Annotated in this window: 20 protein-coding genes and 1 pseudogene; 14 read left to right on the forward strand and 7 right to left on the reverse strand. The window is 66.1% G+C overall.

Features of this window, described 5'->3' with window-relative positions:
- Nucleotides 1–2: 2 nt before the first annotated feature.
- On the reverse strand, nucleotides 3–326 hold the full coding sequence (yajC, locus tag CXR43_RS08615; protein WP_103334132.1) for a preprotein translocase subunit YajC: 324 nt from the start codon (nucleotides 324–326) through the stop codon (nucleotides 3–5).
- Between the two features lie 221 nt (nucleotides 327–547).
- On the opposite strand from yajC, the gene serS reads away from it, so the two are divergent.
- The 7 genes from serS (at nucleotide 548) to CXR43_RS08645 (ending at nucleotide 6,316) form a co-directional block, all read left to right on the forward strand.
- Nucleotides 548–1,852, forward strand: a complete 1,305-nt coding sequence (gene serS / locus CXR43_RS08620) for a serine--tRNA ligase (protein ID WP_103333579.1) — start codon at nucleotides 548–550, stop codon at nucleotides 1,850–1,852.
- A gap of 61 nt (nucleotides 1,853–1,913) precedes the next feature.
- On the forward strand, nucleotides 1,914–2,630 hold the full coding sequence (locus CXR43_RS08625; RefSeq protein WP_103333580.1) for a TspO-related membrane protein: 717 nt from the start codon (nucleotides 1,914–1,916) through the stop codon (nucleotides 2,628–2,630).
- A gap of 54 nt (nucleotides 2,631–2,684) precedes the next feature.
- Nucleotides 2,685–4,532, forward strand: coding sequence for an ABC-F family ATP-binding cassette domain-containing protein (locus CXR43_RS08630; RefSeq protein WP_103333581.1), 1,848 nt, complete (start codon nucleotides 2,685–2,687; stop codon nucleotides 4,530–4,532).
- 9 nt (nucleotides 4,533–4,541) lie between these two features.
- Nucleotides 4,542–4,793: a DUF2267 domain-containing protein gene (locus CXR43_RS18045; RefSeq protein WP_246831317.1), complete on the forward strand. Its 252-nt coding sequence runs from the start codon at nucleotides 4,542–4,544 to the stop codon at nucleotides 4,791–4,793.
- An 18-nt stretch (nucleotides 4,794–4,811) separates the two neighbouring features.
- Complete coding sequence (locus CXR43_RS18050) at nucleotides 4,812–4,991, forward strand: DUF2267 domain-containing protein (protein ID WP_246831318.1); 180 nt, start codon at nucleotides 4,812–4,814, stop codon at nucleotides 4,989–4,991.
- A 71-nt stretch (nucleotides 4,992–5,062) separates the two neighbouring features.
- The gene (locus tag CXR43_RS08640; protein WP_103333582.1) at nucleotides 5,063–5,677 is read left to right on the forward strand and encodes a MarC family protein; all 615 of its coding nucleotides are present in this window, start codon (nucleotides 5,063–5,065) and stop codon (nucleotides 5,675–5,677) included.
- Between the two features lie 63 nt (nucleotides 5,678–5,740).
- Nucleotides 5,741–6,316: a retropepsin-like aspartic protease family protein gene (locus tag CXR43_RS08645; protein WP_103333583.1), complete on the forward strand. Its 576-nt coding sequence runs from the start codon at nucleotides 5,741–5,743 to the stop codon at nucleotides 6,314–6,316.
- A 49-nt stretch (nucleotides 6,317–6,365) separates the two neighbouring features.
- Here the strand turns inward: CXR43_RS08645 and CXR43_RS08650 are convergent, their stop codons facing one another.
- Nucleotides 6,366–6,812, reverse strand: coding sequence for a DNA polymerase III subunit chi (locus tag CXR43_RS08650; RefSeq protein WP_103334133.1), 447 nt, complete (start codon nucleotides 6,810–6,812; stop codon nucleotides 6,366–6,368).
- 17 nt (nucleotides 6,813–6,829) lie between these two features.
- Nucleotides 6,830–8,302 (reverse strand): leucyl aminopeptidase, encoded by a 1,473-nt coding sequence (locus CXR43_RS08655; RefSeq protein ID WP_103333584.1) that lies wholly within the window; start codon nucleotides 8,300–8,302, stop codon nucleotides 6,830–6,832.
- A 185-nt stretch (nucleotides 8,303–8,487) separates the two neighbouring features.
- Here CXR43_RS08655 and lptF point away from each other — a divergent pair, with 185 nt between their 5' ends.
- The 6 genes from lptF to rsmA all read left to right on the forward strand — a co-directional run bounded on the left by lptF (nucleotide 8,488) and on the right by rsmA (nucleotide 16,122).
- The gene (gene lptF, locus CXR43_RS08660) at nucleotides 8,488–9,642 is read left to right on the forward strand and encodes an LPS export ABC transporter permease LptF (RefSeq protein WP_103333585.1); all 1,155 of its coding nucleotides are present in this window, start codon (nucleotides 8,488–8,490) and stop codon (nucleotides 9,640–9,642) included.
- On the forward strand, nucleotides 9,639–10,736 hold the full coding sequence (gene lptG, locus CXR43_RS08665; RefSeq protein ID WP_103333586.1) for an LPS export ABC transporter permease LptG: 1,098 nt from the start codon (nucleotides 9,639–9,641) through the stop codon (nucleotides 10,734–10,736). Before lptF ends, lptG begins: the two co-directional genes overlap by 4 nt.
- Entirely contained in the window at nucleotides 10,736–12,919 is a 2,184-nt protein-coding gene (locus CXR43_RS08670; RefSeq protein ID WP_103333587.1) for an LPS-assembly protein LptD, read from the forward strand. The genes lptG and CXR43_RS08670 overlap by 1 nt, the downstream gene beginning before the upstream one ends.
- An 87-nt stretch (nucleotides 12,920–13,006) precedes the next feature.
- Nucleotides 13,007–14,239 (forward strand): peptidylprolyl isomerase, encoded by a 1,233-nt coding sequence (locus tag CXR43_RS08675; protein ID WP_103333588.1) that lies wholly within the window; start codon nucleotides 13,007–13,009, stop codon nucleotides 14,237–14,239.
- Nucleotides 14,236–15,210 carry a 4-hydroxythreonine-4-phosphate dehydrogenase PdxA gene (gene pdxA, locus CXR43_RS08680; protein WP_267134635.1) on the forward strand — a complete coding sequence of 325 codons (975 nt, stop codon included), beginning with the start codon at nucleotides 14,236–14,238 and terminating at the stop codon, nucleotides 15,208–15,210. The genes CXR43_RS08675 and pdxA overlap by 4 nt, the downstream gene beginning before the upstream one ends.
- Before the next feature lie 69 nt (nucleotides 15,211–15,279).
- A complete protein-coding gene (gene rsmA, locus CXR43_RS08685) occupies nucleotides 15,280–16,122 on the forward strand; it encodes a 16S rRNA (adenine(1518)-N(6)/adenine(1519)-N(6))-dimethyltransferase RsmA (protein WP_103333590.1) in 843 nt (280 codons plus the stop codon).
- Nucleotides 16,123–16,909: 787 nt separating this feature from the next.
- On the opposite strand, the pseudogene CXR43_RS18265 reads toward rsmA, so the two are convergent.
- The 3 genes and pseudogenes from CXR43_RS18265 to prfA all read right to left on the reverse strand — a co-directional run.
- Nucleotides 16,910–17,188: pseudogene (locus tag CXR43_RS18265) on the reverse strand (DUF4167 domain-containing protein); the annotation flags it as partial.
- 256 nt (nucleotides 17,189–17,444) lie between these two features.
- Nucleotides 17,445–18,284 carry a peptide chain release factor N(5)-glutamine methyltransferase gene (prmC, locus tag CXR43_RS08695; protein WP_103333592.1) on the reverse strand — a complete coding sequence of 280 codons (840 nt, stop codon included), beginning with the start codon at nucleotides 18,282–18,284 and terminating at the stop codon, nucleotides 17,445–17,447.
- Nucleotides 18,281–19,336, reverse strand: a complete 1,056-nt coding sequence (gene prfA / locus CXR43_RS08700; RefSeq protein WP_103334134.1) for a peptide chain release factor 1 — start codon at nucleotides 19,334–19,336, stop codon at nucleotides 18,281–18,283. Before prfA ends, prmC begins: the two co-directional genes overlap by 4 nt.
- Before the next feature lie 158 nt (nucleotides 19,337–19,494).
- Between prfA and CXR43_RS08705 the strand changes: the two genes are divergently transcribed.
- Nucleotides 19,495–20,715 (forward strand): AI-2E family transporter, encoded by a 1,221-nt coding sequence (locus tag CXR43_RS08705; protein WP_103333593.1) that lies wholly within the window; start codon nucleotides 19,495–19,497, stop codon nucleotides 20,713–20,715.
- On the opposite strand, the gene CXR43_RS08710 is transcribed toward CXR43_RS08705, so the two are convergent.
- Nucleotides 20,712–21,173, reverse strand: coding sequence for a GNAT family N-acetyltransferase (locus CXR43_RS08710; protein ID WP_103334135.1), 462 nt, complete (start codon nucleotides 21,171–21,173; stop codon nucleotides 20,712–20,714). The genes CXR43_RS08705 and CXR43_RS08710 overlap by 4 nt on opposite strands.
- Nucleotides 21,174–21,179 lie beyond the last annotated feature (6 nt).

Raw genomic sequence — 21,179 nt, forward strand, 5'->3', positions numbered from 1 at the left:
CTTCAGGCGGCAGCTGGTTCGGTCTTGTTCATGACCGAAACGATCGTCGCCTTGACGATCTTGACCTTCACGTTATCGGCGATTTCGACGATGATGGTGCCATCTTCGTTCACATGGGTCACCTTGCCCACGATGCCGCCTTGCGTCAGCACCTGATCGCCCCGGCGCAGCGCCTCGACCAGCGCCTTGTGCTCCTTGAGCTTTTTCTGCTGCGGGCGGATCAGCAGGAAATACATGATCCCGAAAATCAGGATCAGCGGCACAAAGCTGGTAAAGGCAGCAGCGCCGCCACCGGCGGCCTGAGCAAAGGCGGGGGTTGCGAACATGGGCATCCTCATCACTGTCGGCGGGGAAAACCCCCGGATTTCATTGCCGCGCACCCTACATATCGGGGCGCACGGGTGCAAGACGGGCCCGTCTGCGACCCTTGGCCTGCCATATATGCGGGGTGTGCGCCAATTGGTAGGCCCATGGGACGCTTTTCGCACCCCCTTTTTCCGGGTGCCCATTTGGGGCATAAGCGCGCCAGACACAGCAAGAGGCCATCATGCACGACATCAAAGCCATCCGCGAAAACCCCGAAGCGTTCGACGCCGCACTGGCCCGCCGGGGATTGTCCGCGATGTCGTCGGACATTCTGGCGCTGGATGCGGATCGTCGTGCCAAAATCGTGGCGGCAGAAACCGCGCAGGCCGAGCAGAACCGCGCCAGCAAAGAGGTCGGGGCCGCCAAAGCGCGCGGCGATGACGCTGAATTTGAGCGGCTGCGCGCGCTGGTCGCGCAAACCAAGGCCGACATCGCGCGCCTGACAGCCGAGGCGGGCGAACAGGACATCGCCCTGCGCGACCTGCTGATGGGCATCCCCAACCTGCCGCTGCCCGAAGTGCCCGAGGGCAAGGACGAGGCCGACAACGTCGAGGTGCACCGCTGGGGCACCCCGCGCGCCTTTGACTTCCCGCCCAAGGAACATTTCGAGATTGCAGGCGTCAAACCCGGCATGGATTTTGAAACCGCCGCCAAACTGTCTGGCAGCCGCTTTGTGGTGCTCAAGGGGGCCGTGATCCGCGTGCACCGGGCCTTGGCGCAGTTCATGCTGGACACGCATGTCGAAGAACACGGGTTGCAGGAAACCTGGACCCCGGTGCTGGTCAAGGACGACGCGATGTATGGCACCAACCAGCTGCCGAAATTCGCCGAAGACAGCTATCAGACCACCAATGGCTGGTGGCTGATCCCCACCTCCGAAGTCACCCTGACCAATACGGTTGCGGGCGACATTCTGGAGGAAAGCGCCCTGCCCATCCGCATGACCGCCCATACCCAATGCTTCCGGTCCGAAGCAGGCTCAGCAGGCAAGGACACCTCCGGCATGCTGCGCCAGCACCAGTTCGAAAAGGTGGAGATGGTCACGATCTGCACGCCGGACACCCATCTGGAGGAACAGGACCGGATGCGCCGTTGCGCCGAGGCGATTCTTGAAAAGCTGGACATCCCCTACCGCACGGTCGTGCTGTGCACCGGCGACATGGGGTTTGGCGCGCAGCGCACCTTTGATCTGGAGGCCTGGCTGCCCGGCCAGAACACCTATCGCGAAATTTCCTCCGTCTCCACCTGCGGCCAGTTTCAGGCGCGCCGGATGAACGCCCGCTACCGGCCCACGAAGGCCGAAGGCGGCGCGGCCAAGCCCGAGTTCCTGGCCACCCTCAATGGCTCAGGCCTTGCCGTGGGCCGCTGCCTGATTGCGGTGCTGGAAAACGGCCAACAGGCCGATGGCTCGGTCGATCTGCCGGCCGTGTTGCACCCCTATCTGGGGGGGCGCACAAAAATCACCGCCACCGGCACGCTGGCGTGAAACCAAACCGCGGTGGCAGCGTTTGTCACAGGACAACTTCCTTCTTACGACAAGGCCAGCCATGACCCTTCGCGCGCTCTTCCTGATCCTTGCCGCCATCGCCTTTGGCATCGCCCCCTTCGTCACACCGCCCTTCACCGGCTATGACCCCAGCGATTTCCCGGTGCAGATCGTGGACCCGGCGGTGCAACCGGCGGGCTATGCCTTCTCGATCTGGTCGGTGATCTATCTGTGGCTGATTGCGCACGCCATCTACGGCTTCTGGAAACGCGCCCATAGCGCCGATTGGGATGAGGTGCGCGTGCCCCTGATCGTGTCCTTGCTGATCGGCACGGTCTGGCTGGCCATCGCCAATGCCTTCCCGCTGCTGGCAACCATCGGCATCCTGTTCATGCTGGCCACCGCCATGGTCGCCTTCTTGCAGGCGGATGAATTCTATGACCGCTGGATGCTGTCGGCCCCGCTGGCGATCTATGCGGGCTGGCTGTCTGCCGCATCGGCCGTTTCGGTGGGCGTGGCGCTCGCGGGCTATGGGCTGCTGGGCGACAGTGCCAGCGCAGTGGTGATGATCGGGGTCGTGGTCGCGGTGGCCGGGATGGTGCAATGGCTGCGGCCCTATATGCCCGTCTATGGCATCACCGTGGTCTGGGCGCTGGTCGGGATCATTGTCAGCAATGCCGACACCAATCTGCTGGTGGCCACCACCGCCGCCGCCGCCGCCGCTGCCATGGCCGCGCTCACCTGGTATGTCTGGCACAGGCGCCGGGTCACGCTGTAACCTTGCCGCAATCTGGCGCTTGACCTCTGACCGGGGCTAGGGCATCCCCCCGCCATGTTACGCATCGAAGACATCACCTATAACGTCGAAGGCCGCCCCTTGTTTGAAGGGGCCTCGGCCACCATTCCCACCGGCCACAAGGTCGGCCTTGTCGGGCGCAACGGCGCGGGGAAGACCACGCTGTTCCGCCTGATCCGGGGCGAGCTGGCGCTGGAGGGTGGGACCATCAGCCTGCCCAACCGCGCCCGCATCGGCGGGGTGGCGCAAGAGGTGCCGTCCTCCTCCACCTCGCTGCTGGATACCGTGCTGGAGGCCGATACCGAGCGCAACGCCCTGCTGGCCGAGGCGGAAACCGCCACCGACCCGCATCGCATTGCCGAGGTGCAGGCCCGCCTGTCCGACATCGACGCCTGGTCGGCCGAGGGCCGCGCGGCCTCCATCCTCAAGGGTCTTGGCTTTGACGCCGAGGCGCAAAAGCGCCCCTGTTCCGATTTTTCGGGCGGGTGGCGCATGCGCGTGGCGCTTGCGGGCGTGCTGTTCGCGCAGCCCGATTACCTGCTCTTGGACGAACCGACCAACTACCTCGACCTTGAAGGCGCGCTCTGGCTGGAATCCTACCTGACCAAATACCCCCATACCGTGCTGATCATCAGCCACGACCGGGGGCTTTTGAACCGCGCCGTCACCGGCATCCTACATCTGGACCAGAAGAAGCTGACCTATTGGTCCGGCCCCTATGACCAGTTCGCGCGCCAAGTGGCGGAACGCCGCGCCGTGCTGCAGGCCGAGGCGAAAAAGCAGGAAGCCCGCCGCGCCCATCTGCAATCCTTCGTCGACCGCTTCAAGGCCAAGGCCTCCAAGGCCGTGCAGGCGCAGTCCCGCGTGAAGATGCTGGAGAAGATGGAGACGATTACCGCCCCCGAGGATGCGAAGAAGGTGGTCTTCACCTTCCCCGCGCCCGAGGAACTGTCGCCCCCCATCATCAATATGGAAGGGGCGGCCGTGGGCTATGGCGGCCCGGCGATCCTGAAAAACCTGTCCCTGCGGATCGACCAGGACGACCGCATCGCCCTTCTGGGCCGCAATGGTGAAGGCAAATCGACCCTGTCCAAACTGCTGGCGGGCAAGCTTGACGCGATGACGGGCAAGATCACCCGCTCTACCAAGCTGCGCATCGGCTATTTCGCCCAGCATCAGGTGGATGAGCTTTATATCGACGAAACCCCGCTGCAACATCTACAACGCCAACGCCCGGCGGAAGGCCAACCCCGCTTGCGCGCAAGGCTGGCTGGCTTTGGCCTGATGGCCGATCAGGCCGAAACGGTGGTGGGCCGGTTGTCGGGCGGGCAGAAGGCCCGCCTGTCGCTGCTGCTGGCCACGCTGGATGCGCCGCATCTGCTGATCCTCGACGAGCCGACCAACCACCTTGATATCGAATCGCGCGAGGCCTTGGTCGAGGCGCTCACCGAATATTCCGGTGCGGTGATCCTTGTCTCTCACGACATGCACCTTCTCTCCCTCGTCGCCGACCGCCTGTGGCTGGTCAAGGGCGGCGCGGTCACGCCTTACACCGAAGACCTCGAAGCCTATCGCAAGATGCTGCTGGCCGGGGATGAACCCGAAAAGCCTGCGGCAAAGGTGATCGAAAAGCCGAAGAAAGCCAGCCGAGACGAGGTGCTCGCCCTGCGCGCCGAGGTCCGCAAATGCGAAGAGCGCCTGACCAAGCTCAACGACATGCGCGACAAGCTGGCCAAGAAACTCGCCGACCCCGAGCTTTATGAAGCCGCCCGCATCGGCGAGCTGGAAACCTGGAACAAGAAATACGCCGAGGTGATGAACGCCCTCGACAAGGCCGAGGCGCTCTGGCTGGCCGCACAGGAAAAACTGGAAGACGCGGCCTGAGCGATGCCGATGCCCTGGACCTACCGTCACGCAACGCGCGAATGGCAGGCCTTTCTGGCAGATGTGCGCGCAGAGATGGGGCTGGTCAGCGACAACATGGCCTTTACGGCGGTAGAAGGCGTGCTGCGCGCGTTCCGTGACCGGTTGACGGTGCAAGAGGCGCTGGATTTCGCGCAGGTGCTGCCTTCGGTGCTGCGCGCGATCTTTGTCGCGCAGTGGCAGGTGGCGCCGCCCCTGCCCCCTGGCACACGCGCCGACTGAACGACGCAGGCACAGGCGTTGCGCCCACACCACAATCTGACGCCCGAGACCTGCATCCTGGCCACCGCCATCGCCTTGCGCAAATGCGTGCCCCGTGCCGATCTCGAACGGGTTATCGCCACCCTCCCGGCCTTTGCCACCGAGTTCTGGTCCACCCCCGGCACCGACCCCGCCACCCTCGGGCCAAGGATCGTCTGAGCCGCATGATTTTTCGGGCTTTGCCCTGCACACCGCTTTGCAAGCGCAGCGCGTGCGGATAGCCTGCCCGCATGGAAACCGCTTTCCTCATCACCGCCTTTGCCACGCTGTTCGTGGTGATCGACCCGCCGGGGCTGGTGCCCTTGTTCATCGCCCTCACCCGGGGGATGAGCGCGCAGCAGCGTCGGGCCATGGCGCAGCGGGCCTGTCTGATCGCGGCGGCCCTGCTCACGCTGTTCGGCTTGGCCGGAGAGGCGATCTTGGGCTTCATCGGCATCTCGATGTCGGCCTTCCGCATCGCGGGCGGCATCCTGTTGTTCCTGACCGCGCTCGACATGCTGTTTGAACGCCGCACCCAGCGGCGCGAAGGCCAGACCGTGGATGAATACCACGACCCATCGGTTTTCCCGCTCGCCACACCGCTGATCGCGGGGCCGGGTGCCATTGCCTCGATCATCCTGCTGATCGGGCAAGGCGGCGGCGACTGGCCTGCGACCTTTGCCGTGCTGGGCCTGACCTGGGGGATGATCTTTGTCACCTTTCTGTTCCTGCTGGCCTCGCCACCCCTGGAACGGATGCTGGGCCGCACCGGCACCATTGTGATCACCCGGCTCTTGGGCATGCTGCTGGCGGCCTTATCCGTACAATTCGTGATCGACGGTGTGCGCCAGACCGGGCTGATCTGACCGCGCAGCGATTGCAGTCCCGGCCCCCCGCCCCTAGCTTGAGCAGGAGCGAAAGGACCCCGAATGGACGGCGACATCATCGCACGACTGGCCTATCTTGGGCTGCTGCTGGCGGCGGTCGGCGGCTATATCATCGTGGAGTTTCGGGGTCGCATGGGACAAGCCCTGCGCACCGCCGCCGCCTGGGGCCTGATCGTGGTCGGGCTGATGGCAGGGTATGGCTTGTGGCAGGATCTGCGCAGCGACATCCTGCCCCGGCAATCGGTGGTTGACGGCGGTGAGATCCGCCTGCCCCGCGCGCCCGATGGCCATTACTACCTGACCCTGACGATTGACGGCGTGGATGTGCCCTTCATGGTCGACACCGGCGCCAGCGACATGGTGCTGAGCCTTGAGGACGCGCGCCGCCTGGGGCTGGACCCGGCCTCGCTCGCCTTCATCGGCCAGGCCCGCACCGCCAATGGCATCGTGCGTACCGCGCGCGTCACCCTGACCGACGTGACCCTTGGCCCGCATTCCGACCCGCGCATCAGCGCCGTGGTGAATGAGGGCGATCTGGACACATCGCTCTTGGGCATGGCCTACCTTGGCCGCTATTCGGTGGAAATCACCGGCGGCGAGATGATCTTGCGGCGCTGACCCCGCAGCAGCGGCGCTGCGGAGCAGCTGCAGGCATCCTGGATCAAGATCAGACCTTCTCGGCCTTCTTTTCCCATTTGCCGGACTCTTCCGACCAGTATTGCGCAGGCAAACCGGCAGCGGTCAGCGCCTTCCACTGGCCGCGGGCCTGCGCCAGACGCTCGGGGTTGTCGGCGTCGAACAGGATCCAGACCCGTTCCAGCCCCGCCGCCTCGTCCAGGTCCACCTCGGCCCCGTCGATCAGCAGCAGGCCGCGGGCCCCGTTGGTCACCGGCCCGGTGCCCAGCAGCACCGGTTGGCGCGCATCCTGCGCCCCACCCTCCATCCCATGCGGCACGAAAGACTCGGGCGGGATTTCCCACAGCCTTGCATCCAGACGCTTGAGCGCGGCCATCTCGGTGCCCCGGATCATCAGCCGCCAGCCCTGCGCAAGCGCGCGCGTCAGCAGCACCCGCGCGGTCTGTTCCGCGCTGGACTGCGTCAGATGGTAGAACATCACGGTGCCCACGCGTGTTACTTCGCTTCAAACCGGTCGCGGATCAGCCGGTCCAGCGCCATCACACCCCAGCCGGTGGCCCCTTTGGGCGCAAGCGTGCTGTCGGCCTTCAAAAGCGCCGTGCCCGCGATGTCCAGATGGCACCAGGGCACATCGGGTTTGACAAAGCGCGCAAGGAACTGCGCCGCCGTGATCGCCCCGCCATCGCGCCCGCCCACATTCATCATGTCGGCAATGCGCGATTTCAGCTTGGCATCATAGGCCTCGCCCATCGGCAGGCGCCATGCGCCTTCGCCTTCGGCCTTGGCCGCCGCAAGGAACGCATCGCACAAGGCATCATTGTTGGAAAACACGCCGGTATTCTCATGCCCCAGCGCCACGATCACCGCACCCGTCAGCGTGGCAAGGTCGATCATGCCCGATGGCTTGAACCGGTCCTGCGCGTACCACAGCACATCGGCCAGCACCAACCGCCCCTCGGCATCGGTGTTGATCACCTCGATGGTATCGCCCTTCATGGATTTCACCACATCGCCGGGGCGTTGGGCGCGGCCATCGGGCATGTTTTCCACCAGACCGACCAGCCCCACCACATTGGCCTTTGACTTGCGCAGCGCCAGCGTGCGCATCACGCCTGCCACCACAGCGGCACCGCCCATGTCCATGGTCATGTCCTCCATCCCGCCCGCAGGCTTGATGGAAATGCCCCCCGTGTCGAACACCACCCCCTTGCCGACCAGCGCAAACGGGGCCTCGCCCTTTGGTCCGCCGTTCCATTGCATCACCACGACTTTTGAGGGCGTCTCCGACCCCATACCGACCCCCAGCAGCGCGCCCATGCCCAGTTTGAGCAGGTCGTCCTCTTCCAGGATCTCGACCTCCAGCCCCAGCTCCTGCATTGCGGCCAGACGGGCGGCAAAATCATCTGTGGTCAGCACATTGGCAGGTTCATTCACCAGATCGCGGGTAAAGAACACCCCTTCGGTAACCGCAGCCCCCGCCCCTGCCGCCGCCGCCACCTGTTCGGGCGCGCTGACCATCACCGTCACCGGTCCCACCGGCTTTGGCGCAGCCGTCTTGTGCGGGGTAAAATCATAGGCGCGCATCGCCAGACCAAAGGCGATGTCCGCCGCGCGCGGGTGGTTTTCCGCGCACACCAGCGTTTCCACCCCTGACAGCGCCCGCCCCACCGCGGCCCCGGCCTTGCGCGCCTGATCCTGGCCTGCCTTGCGCGGCAGGCGCAGGATCTGCAGGCTTTCGGCCATCAGCCCGGCGGGAAAGGCCAGATCCAGCGACTCGCCGGGCTTGAGCTTGTCAAACGCGTCCGATCCCACCGCCCGCGTCACTGCCCCCCGCGTCAGCTTGTCCAGCTTGCGGGCCAGCGGCGACAGCGCGGCCCCGGCATCGGCCAGAACCGCAATCCGCCCCGGCTGGGTGGCAAGGGCATCGGCATCGCTGTCACGGAACTTGATCGGCACGGGTTGGGTCATGGTCGTCCTCGGGCTGGTGTCTGGCACGGATGCGCCGCAAAAGCCGAAGGCTAGCCCGCAGTTCGGGTAAAGACCAGAGACCACTTGGGCAAAGACCCGCCGATCCCTGCTGCCAGATACCGGTTTTCAACGCCGCACTTATGGCCTAGTTTGTCGGCAACTCGGGTGAGGGAGCGACGCAGGCCGTGCCAAGATTTGACAGATACCTGCTGTCGCAACTTCTTGCGCTGTTCGGCTTCTTTTCGTTGTTGCTGGTATCGGTCTACTGGATCAACCGCGCCGTCGGCCTGTTTGACCAATTGATCGGCGACGGGCAGTCGGCGCTGGTGTTTGTGGAATTCTCGCTGCTGACCCTGCCCAATGTGATCCGGCTGGTGCTGCCGATTTCGACCTTTGTGGCAGCGGTTTACGTGGCCAACCGGCTGATGAAGGATTCAGAGCTGGTGGTGATGCAGGCGACCGGATTTTCGTCCTTCCGGCTGGCACGTCCCGTCTTTCTGTTCGGCCTTGTGGTCATGCTGATGATGTCGGTGCTGACCCATGTTCTGGTGCCCGCCAGCCGGGCCGCCCTGTCCGAACGCAGTGCCGAGATTGCCGAAAACGTCACCGCCCGGTTTTTGCGCAGCGGTCAGTTCCTGCATCCGGCCGACGGGCTGACGCTCTATATCCGCGACATCACCGAGACCGGCGAATTGCGCGATATCTTCCTGTCCGATGATCGCACAGCGGGCCAGACCCTGACCTATACGGCCCGGCGCGCGCTGCTCGCGCGCAGCGAGGACGGCGCCAAGCTGCTGATGTTCGAAGGCATGACCCAGGAACTGGATCAGGCCAGCCGCCGCCTGTCTGTCACCCGCTTTGCCGATGTGACCTATGATCTGGGCGGCCTCTTGGGCGATGGCAGCCAGGAGGCGCGCAGCATAGACGAGGCCAGCACGCTGGAGCTGTTGCGCGCCGATCCTGCGCTCAGCGACGAGCTGCGCTCGCCCCGTGCCAACCTGCTGCAGGAAGGTCACAGCCGCATCGCCCAGCCTTTCCTCGCGGTCGCGGCGGCGCTGATCGGCTTTGGCGCGCTGTTGTTGGGCGCCTTCAGCCGATTTGGTCTGTGGCGCCAGATCGGGGTGGCGGTGGTGCTGCTGATCGTGGTGCAGATGATCAACACCCAAGGCACCGGGCTGGCGATCCGGTCCGAGGCGGCATGGCCCGCCGTCTATGCCGCCCCCCTTGTTGGCATGGCCATCGGCGTCGGGCTGTTGTGGATGTCACAACGTCCGCGCTGGCTCAGCCGGGCGCAGCGCGCGCCGCTGGGCGGTGGCGCAATGGAAGGCAGTGGCGCATGATCCTGTCCCGCTATATCGCGCTGCGCTTTCTCTGGGTTTACCTGCAGGTGCTTGGCAGTTTCTGGGCGATCATGATGCTGATCGACATGGTCGAACAGCTGCGCCGCTTTTCCTCGCAAGGCATCAGCACGGCGGGTGCGCTGCACCTGGCGGCGATGAACACGCCTGCCAGCCTGTACCGCATTCTGCCGCTGATCACCATTCTGGCCGCGATTGCCCTGTTCCTGTCGCTGGCGCGGTCATCGGAACTGGTGGTGATCCGGGCGGCGGGCCGCTCGGCGCTGCGCTTCCTGCTGGCCCCGGTGCTGATGGCCCTGCTGATCGGCGGGGTCACGATCGCCGTGTTCAACCCGCTCGTGGCCGCCACGCAAAAAGAATATGACCGGCTCTGGGCGGCTGCGGCGGATGGCGCGGTCAGCACCCTGTCGCTGGCCGATACCGGGCTTTGGCTGCGTCAGGGCACCGATGAAGGCCAGACCGTGATCCGCGCCATCCGGTCGAATGTTGACGGGACCGAGCTGTACGGCGTCACCTTCCTGCGCTTCGGGGCCGAAGGTCTGCCGGTGGACCGGGTCGAGGCCGAGAGCGCCCGCCTTGGCACCGGCGCCTGGGCATTGACGGGGGCCAAGCGTTGGGACATGTCGGGCGCGAACCCTGAACGCGAGGCGATCCTTTTGCCCCCCGATGCCACCCTTGCCTCGAACCTGACCGCCGCCGGCATCCGCGACAGCTTTGGCGAGCCGTCAGCGGTGGCGTTCTGGGCTCTGCCCGCCTATATCGCCGGGCTGGAACGGGCGGGCTTTTCGGCGCGTGCGCATCGGGTCTGGTATCAGATGGAACTGGCGCAGCCGCTGCTTCTGGCCGCCATGGTGCTGATCGCCGCAGGCTTTACCATGCGACATGCGCGCTTTGGCAAGACCGGGGTTTATGTGCTGCTGGCCATTCTGGGCGGTTTCTTCATCTTCTTTTTGCGAAACTTCGCGCAGGTTCTTGGCAACAATGGCCAAATTCCGATCCTGCTTTCGGCATGGGCCGCCCCGGTTGCCGCCGTCTTCCTGGCCTTGGGCCTGCTTTTGCATCTGGAGGATGGCTGATGCCTGTGCCCTCCCGCAAGGATCGCAACCTGCGCCGCCTGCTGGCCGGGCTTGCCATCGGGGCCCTGCTGGCGCTGGCCCCGGTCGATACCAGCCGGGCGCAGGACATGGCGGCGCTTGTGGCCAATTCCGTGCGCATCGACGCCGGGGGCCAGCTGATCGCCGAAGGCGGGGTCGAGGTGTTCTATCAGGGCCGGACGCTGTCGGCCGCGCGCATCACCTATGACCGCGCGGGCGACCGGCTGACCATCACCGGCCCCATCGTGCTGGTCGATGGCGCGGATACCATCCTTGTGGCCGATCAGGCCGAGCTTGCCGCCGATCTGACCGAAGGCGTGCTGACCAGCGCGCGGCTGGTGCTGAACCGCGAATTGCAACTGGCCGCCAGCCAGATTCAGCGGATCGGCGGCCGCTACACCCAGCTTGACAACACCGTCGCCTCTTCGTGCAAGATCTGCAGCACCGCAGCGCCCTTGTGGGAAATCCGGGCGCGGCGTGTGCTGCATGATCAACAGGAACGCCAGATCTATTTTGACCACGCGCAATTCCGCGTGGCGGGGGTGCCGGTGGTGTATTTCCCCCGCCTGCGCATGCCCGACCCGACGCTGGAACGCACATCGGGCGTGCTGGCCCCGACCATCCGCACCACCTCGGGTCTGGGCACCGGGATCAAGCTGCCCTATTTCCTGACCCTGGGGCCGCACCGCGATCTGACGATCACGCCCTATCTGTCCACCAAATCCGGCCGCACGGTGGAATTGCGTTACCGTCAGGCCTTTGCCACCGGCACGCTCACGCTGAACGGCTCGGTCTCGCGCGACCAGCTGATTCCCGGCGACACCCGCTATTACCTGAACGGCACCGGGCAGTTTGCCCTGCCCCGTGGCTTCAACCTCTATGCTTTGGGCATCCTGGTCAGCGACCCGGCCTATCTGGTGGATTACGCCCTGCCCGAAACCGACCGGTTGGCCAGTGTGATTGCCATCAGCCGCACACAGCGCAACGAACATATCGCCGGGCGCCTGATCGGCTATCGCTCCATCCGTGAGGGAGAGGTGAACTCCACCCTGCCGACACTGATCGCCGATCTGACCTGGCATCGCCGCTTTTCCGGCGGACCGCTGGGCGGCGAGGCCGGAATGCGGTTCCAGACCCATGGCCATTACCGCAGCTCGACCGACCCCACCGATCCCGATGGTGCGGCTGGCCCCCTGCCCGCCCTTGGCCGCGATGTCACCCGCGCGTCCCTGCGGCTGGATTGGCGGCGCAACTGGACTTTGCCGATGGGCATGCTGGCCAGCACCCTGGGCGAGGTGACCGCCGATACCTATCGCATCGGCGATGACGAAAGTTTTGCCGGCAGGCCGACCCGGCTGCATGGCGGGGTTGCGGTGGAACTGCGCTGGCCCTGGGCCAAATCCGGTGCGGGGGGCGTAGGGCATGTGATCGAACCGGTGGTGCAGTTTGTCTGGGCCCCCAAGGGCACCGAAGTCCTGCCCAATGAAGATTCGGTGCTGGTCGAATTTGACGAGGGCAATCTGTTTTCCATCAACCGCTATCCGGGGTCGGATGCCACCGAACGGGGCGGGCGGGTGAACCTTGGCCTGTCCTATACCCGCGTCGATCCGGCGGGATGGACCCTGTCCACCGCCCTTGGCCGGGTGTTTCGCACCGAAGATCTGGGTCAGTTCACCCAGGCCTCGGGGCTGAATGGCCGCCGGTCCGATTGGCTGGCGGCGGCGCAGCTGAACCTGCCGATGGGTCTGGGCCTGACCCAGCGTGTGCTGATCGACGATGACATGACGCTGACAAAATCGGAAACCCGGCTGGCGCTGGCCGGCGACCGCTATGGGCTGTCGGGGAGTTACGTCTTTCTGTCCGCCGATCCGGTGGAAGAGCGCCCCGCCGATATTGCCGAACTGGCCTTTGATGGCAGCTACCGCATCAACGATGTCTGGACCGCCCGCGCCGGGGCCCGCTATGATATCGAAGCCGACCGTGCCAACCGCGCCGGGCTGGGGGTTCAGTTCCGCAACGAATGCGTTTCGGTCGATCTTTCTCTCTCGCGTCGGTTCACATCCTCGACTAATGTAAGGCCGACAACGGATTTCGGCCTTTCGGTCGATCTGGTCGGCTTTGGGGCCGGAACCGCTGCCGGCCCGTCCCGAAGCTGCAGACGCTAGGGACCGGGCGGGCATCATCCCCCCCCGCAGGGCAGACCAATCGGGCGCAAGACGCAGAAAGGCGCAAGAGCAGTGACGGCAGACCGCATGACCAGACCCTTCTCCTCCCTCCTCCGGGTGCTTTGCCTGTCGGCGGCGCTGAGCGTGCCGATGGTGGCGCTTCCGCATGGCGCTCTGGCGCAGAGCGGCTCCCCTTTCGAAGCGGTGCTCCGGGTCAATGACTCGGTGATCACCCGCTATGAGCTGGAGCAGCGCAAACTGTTTCTCAAACTTCTGCGCGCACCCGGCGACCCGGAGGCCGAGGCGCTCAAGGGCCTGACGCAGGACCGGCTGGCCATGGCCGAGGCCAAGCGCTTCAACCTGCGCCTGACCCCGGAACAGATCGCCGCCGGGATGGAGGAATTTGCCGGCCGCGCCAACCTGACCACCGATCAATTCATCGAGGCCCTAGCGCAAGCCGGGGTGGAAATGGAAACCTTCCGCGATTTTGCCAGCAATGGCATTTTGTGGCGTGATCTGGTGCGCGGGCGTTTTGCCGGGTCTTTCACCATCAGCGATGCCGAGATTGACCGCGCCATCGCCAGCGGCACCCAGAACACCGCCATGCAGCTTCTGCTGTCGGAAATCATCCTGCCGGTTGACGGCGATCCCGAGGCGCAGCAGGCGCTGGCGCGGCAGTTGCGCGCCGAGATCAGCACCGAAGACGGGTTTGCCGCCGCGGCCCGGCGCTATTCCGCCTCGCCCTCTGCCGGTCGTGGCGGGCGGCTGGACTGGACGCCGACATCCCAATTGCCGCCGCAGATCGTGGAGCTGGTGCTGGCGCTTGGCCCCGGTCAGGTGTCTGAACCGGTGACGCTGCCCAATGCGGTGGCGGTGTTCCAGCTGCGCGACGTGACCGAAGACCAGACCGCTGAGGCGCCAGAGGTGCAGCTGGAATATGCCCAGTTCCTGCTGCCCAACACCCCCGATGTGCTGGCGCAGGCCGCAGCCTTGCACGCAAGGATCGACACCTGCGCCGATCTGCAGGCCGAAGCACGCGGCCTGCCCGCCGACCGGCTGACGGTTCAAACCCAGCCTGCGGCCGCCGTGCCCGGCGATCTGGCCTTGCTGCTGGCGCAGCTTGATCCGGGCGAATATTCCGCCGCCCTGACCCGTGGTGGGGCCCGCGTGTTTCTGATGCTGTGCAGCCGCGCGCCGGTTGTCGAAGGCGGGATCAACCGCGAGTCGATCCGGGAACAGCTCACCTCGCGCCGGCTGACCCTGCTGGCCGAAGCGTATCTGGAAGAGCTGCGCTCGGAAGCCATCATCTCCACGCCGTGACCCGCGCCCCGCTTGTCATGACCTGTGGCGAACCGGCCGGCATCGGGCCGGAGCTGGCCGTGCGCGCGCGCGCGATCCTGGGCGCTGCCGTGCCCTTTGTCTGGCTGGGCGACCCGCGCCACCTGCCGCCCGGCACCGACTGGATCGCGGTCGATACGCCGCAAGCCGCCGCCAATGTGGCCGAAGGCCGCCTGCCCGTGCTGCCCCACCGCTTTGCCGCCGCCGTCACCCCGGGCCAGCCCGACCCCGCCAATGCCGCCGGCGTGATCGAGGTGATCGCCCGCGCCGTGGCACTGGTGCAAGCGGGGGCGGCCTCGGGCATTGTCACCGCGCCCCTGAACAAGAAAGTGCTGAAGGATGGCGCGGGCTTTGCCTTTCCCGGCCATACGGAATATCTGGCCCATCTGGCGGGGGACGTGCCGGTGGTGATGATGCTGGCCTCGCCGCTGCTGCGGGTGGTGCCCGCCACCATCCATATCCCGCTGGCGCAGGTGCCTGCCGCCCTGACCCCGGAGCTGCTGGACCAGGTGATCCGCCTGACCCATGCCGGGCTGATCCGCGACTTCGGCCTGTCGACCCCGCGCATCGCGGTTGCGGGGCTCAACCCCCATGCCGGCGAAGGCGGGACGATGGGGCATGAAGACGCAAGCGTGATCGCCCCCGTCATCGCCCGGCTGCAGGCCGAAGGGATGGAACTGACAGGCCCGCTGCCCGCCGACACCCTGTTCCACCCCCGTGCCCGGGCGCAATATGATGCGGCGATCTGCGCCTATCACGATCAGGCGCTGATCCCGATCAAGACGCTGGATTTCGATGGCGGGGTGAATGTGACCCTGGGCCTGCCCTTCGTGCGCACCTCGCCCGATCATGGCACGGCCTTCGACATTGCCGGCAAGGGGCTGGCCCTGCCGGAGTCTCTGGTTGCGGCCTGCCGGTTGGCGTGGGACATGGCGGCGGCGCGTTTGGGGTGAGTGTTGACTGGGGCTCTGCCCCAGACCCCGGGATATTTGTGAACAGATAATGAACAAGGATGCGCGGATATGGCGACGATAGATGGATTGCCGCCGCTGCGCGAGGTGATCCGGGCGCATGATCTGGTGGCGAAAAAGCAGCTGGGACAGAATTTCCTGCTGGATCTGAACCTGACCGCCAAGATCGCGCGGCTGGCGGGGGATTTGCCGGGTTGTGATGTGCTGGAGGTGGGCCCCGGCCCCGGCGGGCTGACGCGCGGGCTGCTGGCGGAAGGGGCGCGCCGGGTGCTGGTGGTGGAGAAAGACCCGCGCTGCGTGCCCGCGCTGGAGGAGATTGCAGCGACCTATCCCGGTCGGCTGGAGATCGTGCAGGGCGATGCGCTGGAACTGGATGTGGCGGCGCGGCTGAAGGCTCCGATCCGGGTGGTGTCGAACCTGCCCTATAATGTCGGGACCGAATTGCTGATCCGCTGGCTGTCGCCCGCCCTGTGGCCGCCGTTCTGGACCTCGCTGACGCTGATGTTTCAAAAAGAGGTGGCCGAACGGATCGTGGCCAAGCCGCGCGGCGACCATTACGGGCGGCTTGCCCTGCTGGCCCAGTGGCGGGCCGAGCCCAAGATCGTGATGCACCTGCCGCCCGAAGCCTTTACCCCGGCGCCACGGGTGCATTCGGCAGTGGTGCATCTGACCCGGCTGGAGGCCCCGCGCTTTCCCGCCGATGCGGCTGTGCTGAGCCGCGTGACCGCAATGGCCTTCAACCAGCGCCGCAAGATGCTGCGGTCCAGCCTCAAGGGTCTGGGCGGCGATGTCGAGGGCTTGCTGGAAGGGGTGGGCATCACGCCCACCCAGCGGGCCGAAGAGATCGGGCTGGAGCAGTTTTGCGCGCTGGCGCGGGCAGTGGCCGCGCGCTGAACCGACCGCCAGAACGGGACACGCCGCCCGGGGGGCGGCGTGTCGGGCAGTGTGGTTACTCTGCGGCTTCGCGCGGGCCGTCATCCCCGGCAGGCTTGTCACCCGGCTCGGCGGCGGCCTTGGGCTTGCGCGGCGCGCGCGGGCGGCGCACCTTTGCCTCTGCCTCGTGCTTTGGCGCATCGCCAGCCGCCGCTTCTGCCTGACGCGGCTCGGACGCATGCCGGACCTCGGTCTGCGGAGCTTCGGGCTGAGGCGCATCGGCGCGCGGGGCAGAGCCTTCGGCCGCGCGCTCATCGGAACCCCGTTCCGGGCGCGGCGGGCGTGGGCCACGGCTGTTGCGGTTGGAGGTGTCGTCGCGTGTGCGGTTGCGTTCGCCCTCGGGGCGGTCATTGCGGCGCGGGCGGTCTTCGCGGCGCGGCGCATCGGCAGGCCGGGCCTCGGGCGTTTCCACCAGGCCGCTGTCTTCGCCGCGCGGATCGTCGATCAGGCCGGTTTCGGGCTGGTCGCCCTGCCCGGCATCCGACCGGTCATCCCGCCAGGACCGTTGGTTGCCGCCCTCGCGGTTGCCGCCGTCACGATTGCCGCCATCACGATTGCCGCCATCACGATTGCCACTGTCGCGCATGCCGCCATCGCGGCTGTCACGGCCGTCACGGTTGCCGCCATCGCGGTTGCCGGCATGGCCACCCTGCGCATTGCCGTGCTGGCCGCCATTGGTGTTGCCATTGGTATTGCCGTTCTGGCCGCCCGTCTGGTTGCCATTCTGCTGGCCCCCATTCTGCCCGAACTGCTGCTGGCGTTGTTCCTGTTCGGCCGCCATTTCGCGCTGTGCTTCGCTCAGCATGCGGGTGTAATGCTCGGCATGTTGCAGAAAATTCTCGGCCGCCACACGGTCATTCGACAGCTGGGCATCGCGCGCCAGCATCTGGTATTTTTCGATGATCTGCTGCGGGGTGCCACGCACCTTGCCTTCGGGGCCCGAGCTTTCGAACACCCGGTTGATGATATTGCCGAGCGTGCGCGGGCGGTTCTGCTTGGAACGCGAACGGGACTTGGAAGAGCGCATCTTGTCCTTTGATCCGACTGTCCGACTTGCCCGGATATGAAGCACCCGGATGGCGCGATCCCTGATAAGGGTCTAACAGGCAAGGTCGGGTTTAAGCACCGTCTGAACGGGGGCTGAAAGGCCCGCCGCGCTTTGACAACGCCTGACAGTGAATAATCATGGCGCAGCCCGCCTGACAAGCCGATTCTGCGTCAATTTCACGGGATCGGCGCTTCTTTGGCGTTTTCCACGGGCCGCAAGCGCCTTGCGATGCCGGTCAGGCCGGGGCCGCCTGTCCCGATACCACGCGATCGCGCCCATCCAGATCGGGCAGCACCCGGACATCGCGCAGGCCGGCGGCCCGCATCATCTGTGCCACCGCCGCGCCCTGAGAGGGGCCGATTTCCAGCAGCACCCGCCCCTCGGCGGCCAGATGCGCCCCCAGTCCGGCGGCAAGGGCGCGGTAGGCGTCCAGCCCGTCGCCGCCCGGGGTCAGCGCCAGATGCGGCTCATAGAGCCGCACCTCTGGCGACAGATCCGCCATTTCGGCTTCTGTGATATAGGGCGGGTTTGACACGATCAGATCAAAGCGCCCCTCCACCGGGGTGAACCATGACCCTTGCGCGAACCGGCATTGCCCTGCCAGCCCAAGCGCCTGCGCATTGCGCTGCGCCACCAGCAGCGCTGCCGCCGACAGATCGACGCCAAGACCAAGCGCCCCGGGCCGCTCGGCCAGCAGAGACAGCAGGATTGCCCCCGATCCGGTGCCCAGATCCAGCACGCGGGCAAAGGGAGCGCGCAGCGCCTCGGCCACCAGTGTCTCGGTCTCGGGGCGCGGGTCCAGCACATCCGGCGTCACGATGAACCGCCGCCCCCAGAACAGCCGTGCCCCGGTCAGATGCGACACCGGCTCGCGCGCGGCACGGCGGCGCAGCAATGTGGCAAAGGCCGCAAGCGCGGCCTCTGACGCGGGTTCCGGCAGATGCAGGGTCAGCCGATCGGGCGCGATGCCCGCCGCATGGGCCAGCAGCACCCGGGCATCGCCGGCCGCATCGGGCACGCCCGCGACCCGCAGATCCCGCACCGCCTGCACCAGAGCGGCGGACAGCGTGGTCACAGCCCGGCCTCGGCCAGTTTCTGGGCCTGATCCTCGGCCTGCAGCGCATCGATGATGGCGTCCAGATCGCCCGCCATCACCTGCGCCAGCGCATAAAGCGTCAGGTTGATCCGGTGATCGGTCATCCGGCCTTGCGGAAAGTTATAGGTGCGGATGCGTTCGGACCGGTCGCCAGAGCCGACCTGCGCCTTGCGGTCGGCCGAGCGCGCCGCATCGATCCGCTCGCGTTCCAGATCGAACAATCGCGCGCGCAGCACCTGCATCGCAATCTCGCGGTTGCGGTGCTGTGACTTCTCGGAACTGGTGACGATGATGCCGGTCGGCAGATGGGTGATGCGCACCGCGGAATCGGTGGTGTTCACATGCTGGCCGCCCGCACCGGAGGCGCGCATCGTATCAATGCGGATGTCACTGGCGGGAATGTCCAGATCGACCTCTTCCGCTTCGGGCAGCACGGCCACCGTGGCGGCAGAGGTGTGGATGCGCCCCTGCGCCTCGGTCTCGGGCACGCGCTGCACGCGGTGGGTGCCGGCCTCGTATTTCAGGCGGGCAAACACGCCCTCGCCCTGCACATGCGCCGTCACCGATTTGATGCCGCCCAGATCGGACACTTGCTGCTCAAGGATCTCGAACCGCCAGCCCCGGGTTTCGGCATAGCGCTGATACATGCGCAGCAGATCGCCTGCGAACAGCGCGGCCTCATCTCCGCCGGTGCCGGGCCGGATTTCCAGGATCGCGGGCCGCGCATCGGCAGCGTCGCGCGGCAGCAGCGCCACCCGCAGCGCCTGTTCGATTTCTGGAATGCGGGCGCGCAGGCGCGGCAATTCCTCTTCGGCAAGCGCCTTCATCTCGGGGTCGGCCAGCCAGCCCTCCGCCTCTGCCATATCGTCCAGTCCGCGGCGATAGGCGGCAATCTGGTCGACCACCGGTTTCAGCTCGGAATATTCGCGGCTCAGCCCGGCAATCTCACCGGGTGAGGCTCCCGCATTCAGCCGCGCTTCGAGAAACTCGAACCGCTGGGTGATCTGGGCAAGTTTGTCAAACGGAACCATCCGCGCGGTGTCGCGCGATTGCGCGGGCGGGTCAAGGCCCGGGCCTGCGCTGGGGCCGCGCAAAACTGTGATGGACCGCAGGGAACCGATGCGGCCGCCGCACGTTGTCTCGCGGGCCCGTGCAGCTTTGGCCCGTCCAGGGGGGACCATCCGACGCCATGCCGCGCACCAGCTATGAGCCGATTCACAAGTTCCCGTTCCAGCCCATGCCCGCCCCTGACAGCCCGCGCCCCTCTTGGCCCGTGGTGGGGTTGTTCATTCTGGCCCTGATCGCGGCCATCGCTCTGGCGCGCGACTTCCTGATGCCCATCACCTTTGCGCTGTTGCTGTTCTTTGTCTTTGTGCCGGTGCGCCGCCGCCTGACGCGTCTGGGCGTGCCGCCCATCCTGACCGCAGCCGGCGTTGTCCTTGGCCTGCTGTTCAGCATCATCGCCCTGGGCTGGACCGTATCCGGACCCGCCGGGCAGCTGATCTCGGATATGCCGGAAATTCAGTCGGCCCTGACCGAAAAGCTGCAACGCCTGCGCGGCACGTTCGAGACCATCGATTCTGCGATGACCCAGATGGAAGAAGGGTCGGAAGAGACCGCAGTCGATGCAGAAGAAAAGGACACCCCGGGCTTTGATGTCGCCACCGCCATTCTGGATGCGCTCTATACCACGCCCGGCATCATGGGTCAGGTCGCGCTGACCCTTTTCTTGTTGTTCTTCCTGCTGGCCTCGGGCGATCTGATGTATCTCAAGATCGTGCAAAGCTTTGATTCCCTGCGCGAAAAGCGCAACGCCTATTCTGCCTTGCGTGAGATAGAGGAAAGCCTGGGCAGCTATCTGGGGGCCATCACCCTGATCAACGCCGGTCTGGGCGTGGCGGTGGGCCTGGCGATGTGGGCGCTCGGCATGCCCTCGCCGCTGCTGTTCGGCCTCCTGGCCTTCTCGCTCAACTTCATCCCCTATCTTGGGGCGATCACCGGGGTGGGCATTGCGCTGCTGGTGGCACTGGTCACCTTCAGCGATGTGTTCTGGCCGGTGATGGTGGCGCTGACCTATTTCACGCTGACCACATTGGAAGGGCAGCTGATCACACCGTATTTCGTCGCCCGCCGCTTGCAGATGAATGCGGTGGTGGTGTTCCTGACCGTCGCGCTCTGGGCCTGGCTGTGGTCGGTGATCGGCATGATCATCGCGGTGCCGCTCCTCGTGGTGATCTCGGTGATCTGCGATCATGTGCCGGGGCTGGAAAAGCTGGGCAACTTCCTGGCCGGCGACGACCCGGTGCCGCTGGCCGAAGACGAGCCGGACCCGGCGCCGGAACCGGCGACGCCCGTCTCGCATCCCGAGCCAGAGGCAATCCTTACGCCCTTGCCCGACGCCCGCGCCTAGGCGGGCGGGTCCAGCCGCAGCTTGTAGCCGATATGCGACGCCGTGAACCCCAGCGCCTCATAGAAGCGGTGGGCATCGGGCCGCGCCTTGTCGGTCGTCAGCTGAACCAGGGTGCAGCCCTGCGCCCGGCAGGTCTCGATGGCCCAGTCGAACATGGCATGACCAATGCCGCTGCCCCGATGCGCCTGCGCCACCCGCACCGCCTCGATCTGACCCCGCCTTGCGCCACCGCGCGACAGCCCCGGAATGAAGGTCAGTTGCATGGTGCCAACCACCTGCCCCGCACGCTCTGCCACGCAGAGAAACTGGTTCGGGTCCGCGTCGATCTGTGCGAAGGCGCGCCGGTATGGCGTCAGATCCGACACGGCCTCGCGATGCTGCCCCAGCGCATCCTCCGCCAGCAGGGCAACAATATCCGCCAGATCCTCCGCGCGGGCCTTGCGAAAAATCAAGGTCATCTGCAC

This window comes from Pseudotabrizicola formosa (assembly GCF_002900965.1).
GTDB classification, from domain to species: domain Bacteria; phylum Pseudomonadota; class Alphaproteobacteria; order Rhodobacterales; family Rhodobacteraceae; genus Pseudotabrizicola; species Pseudotabrizicola formosa.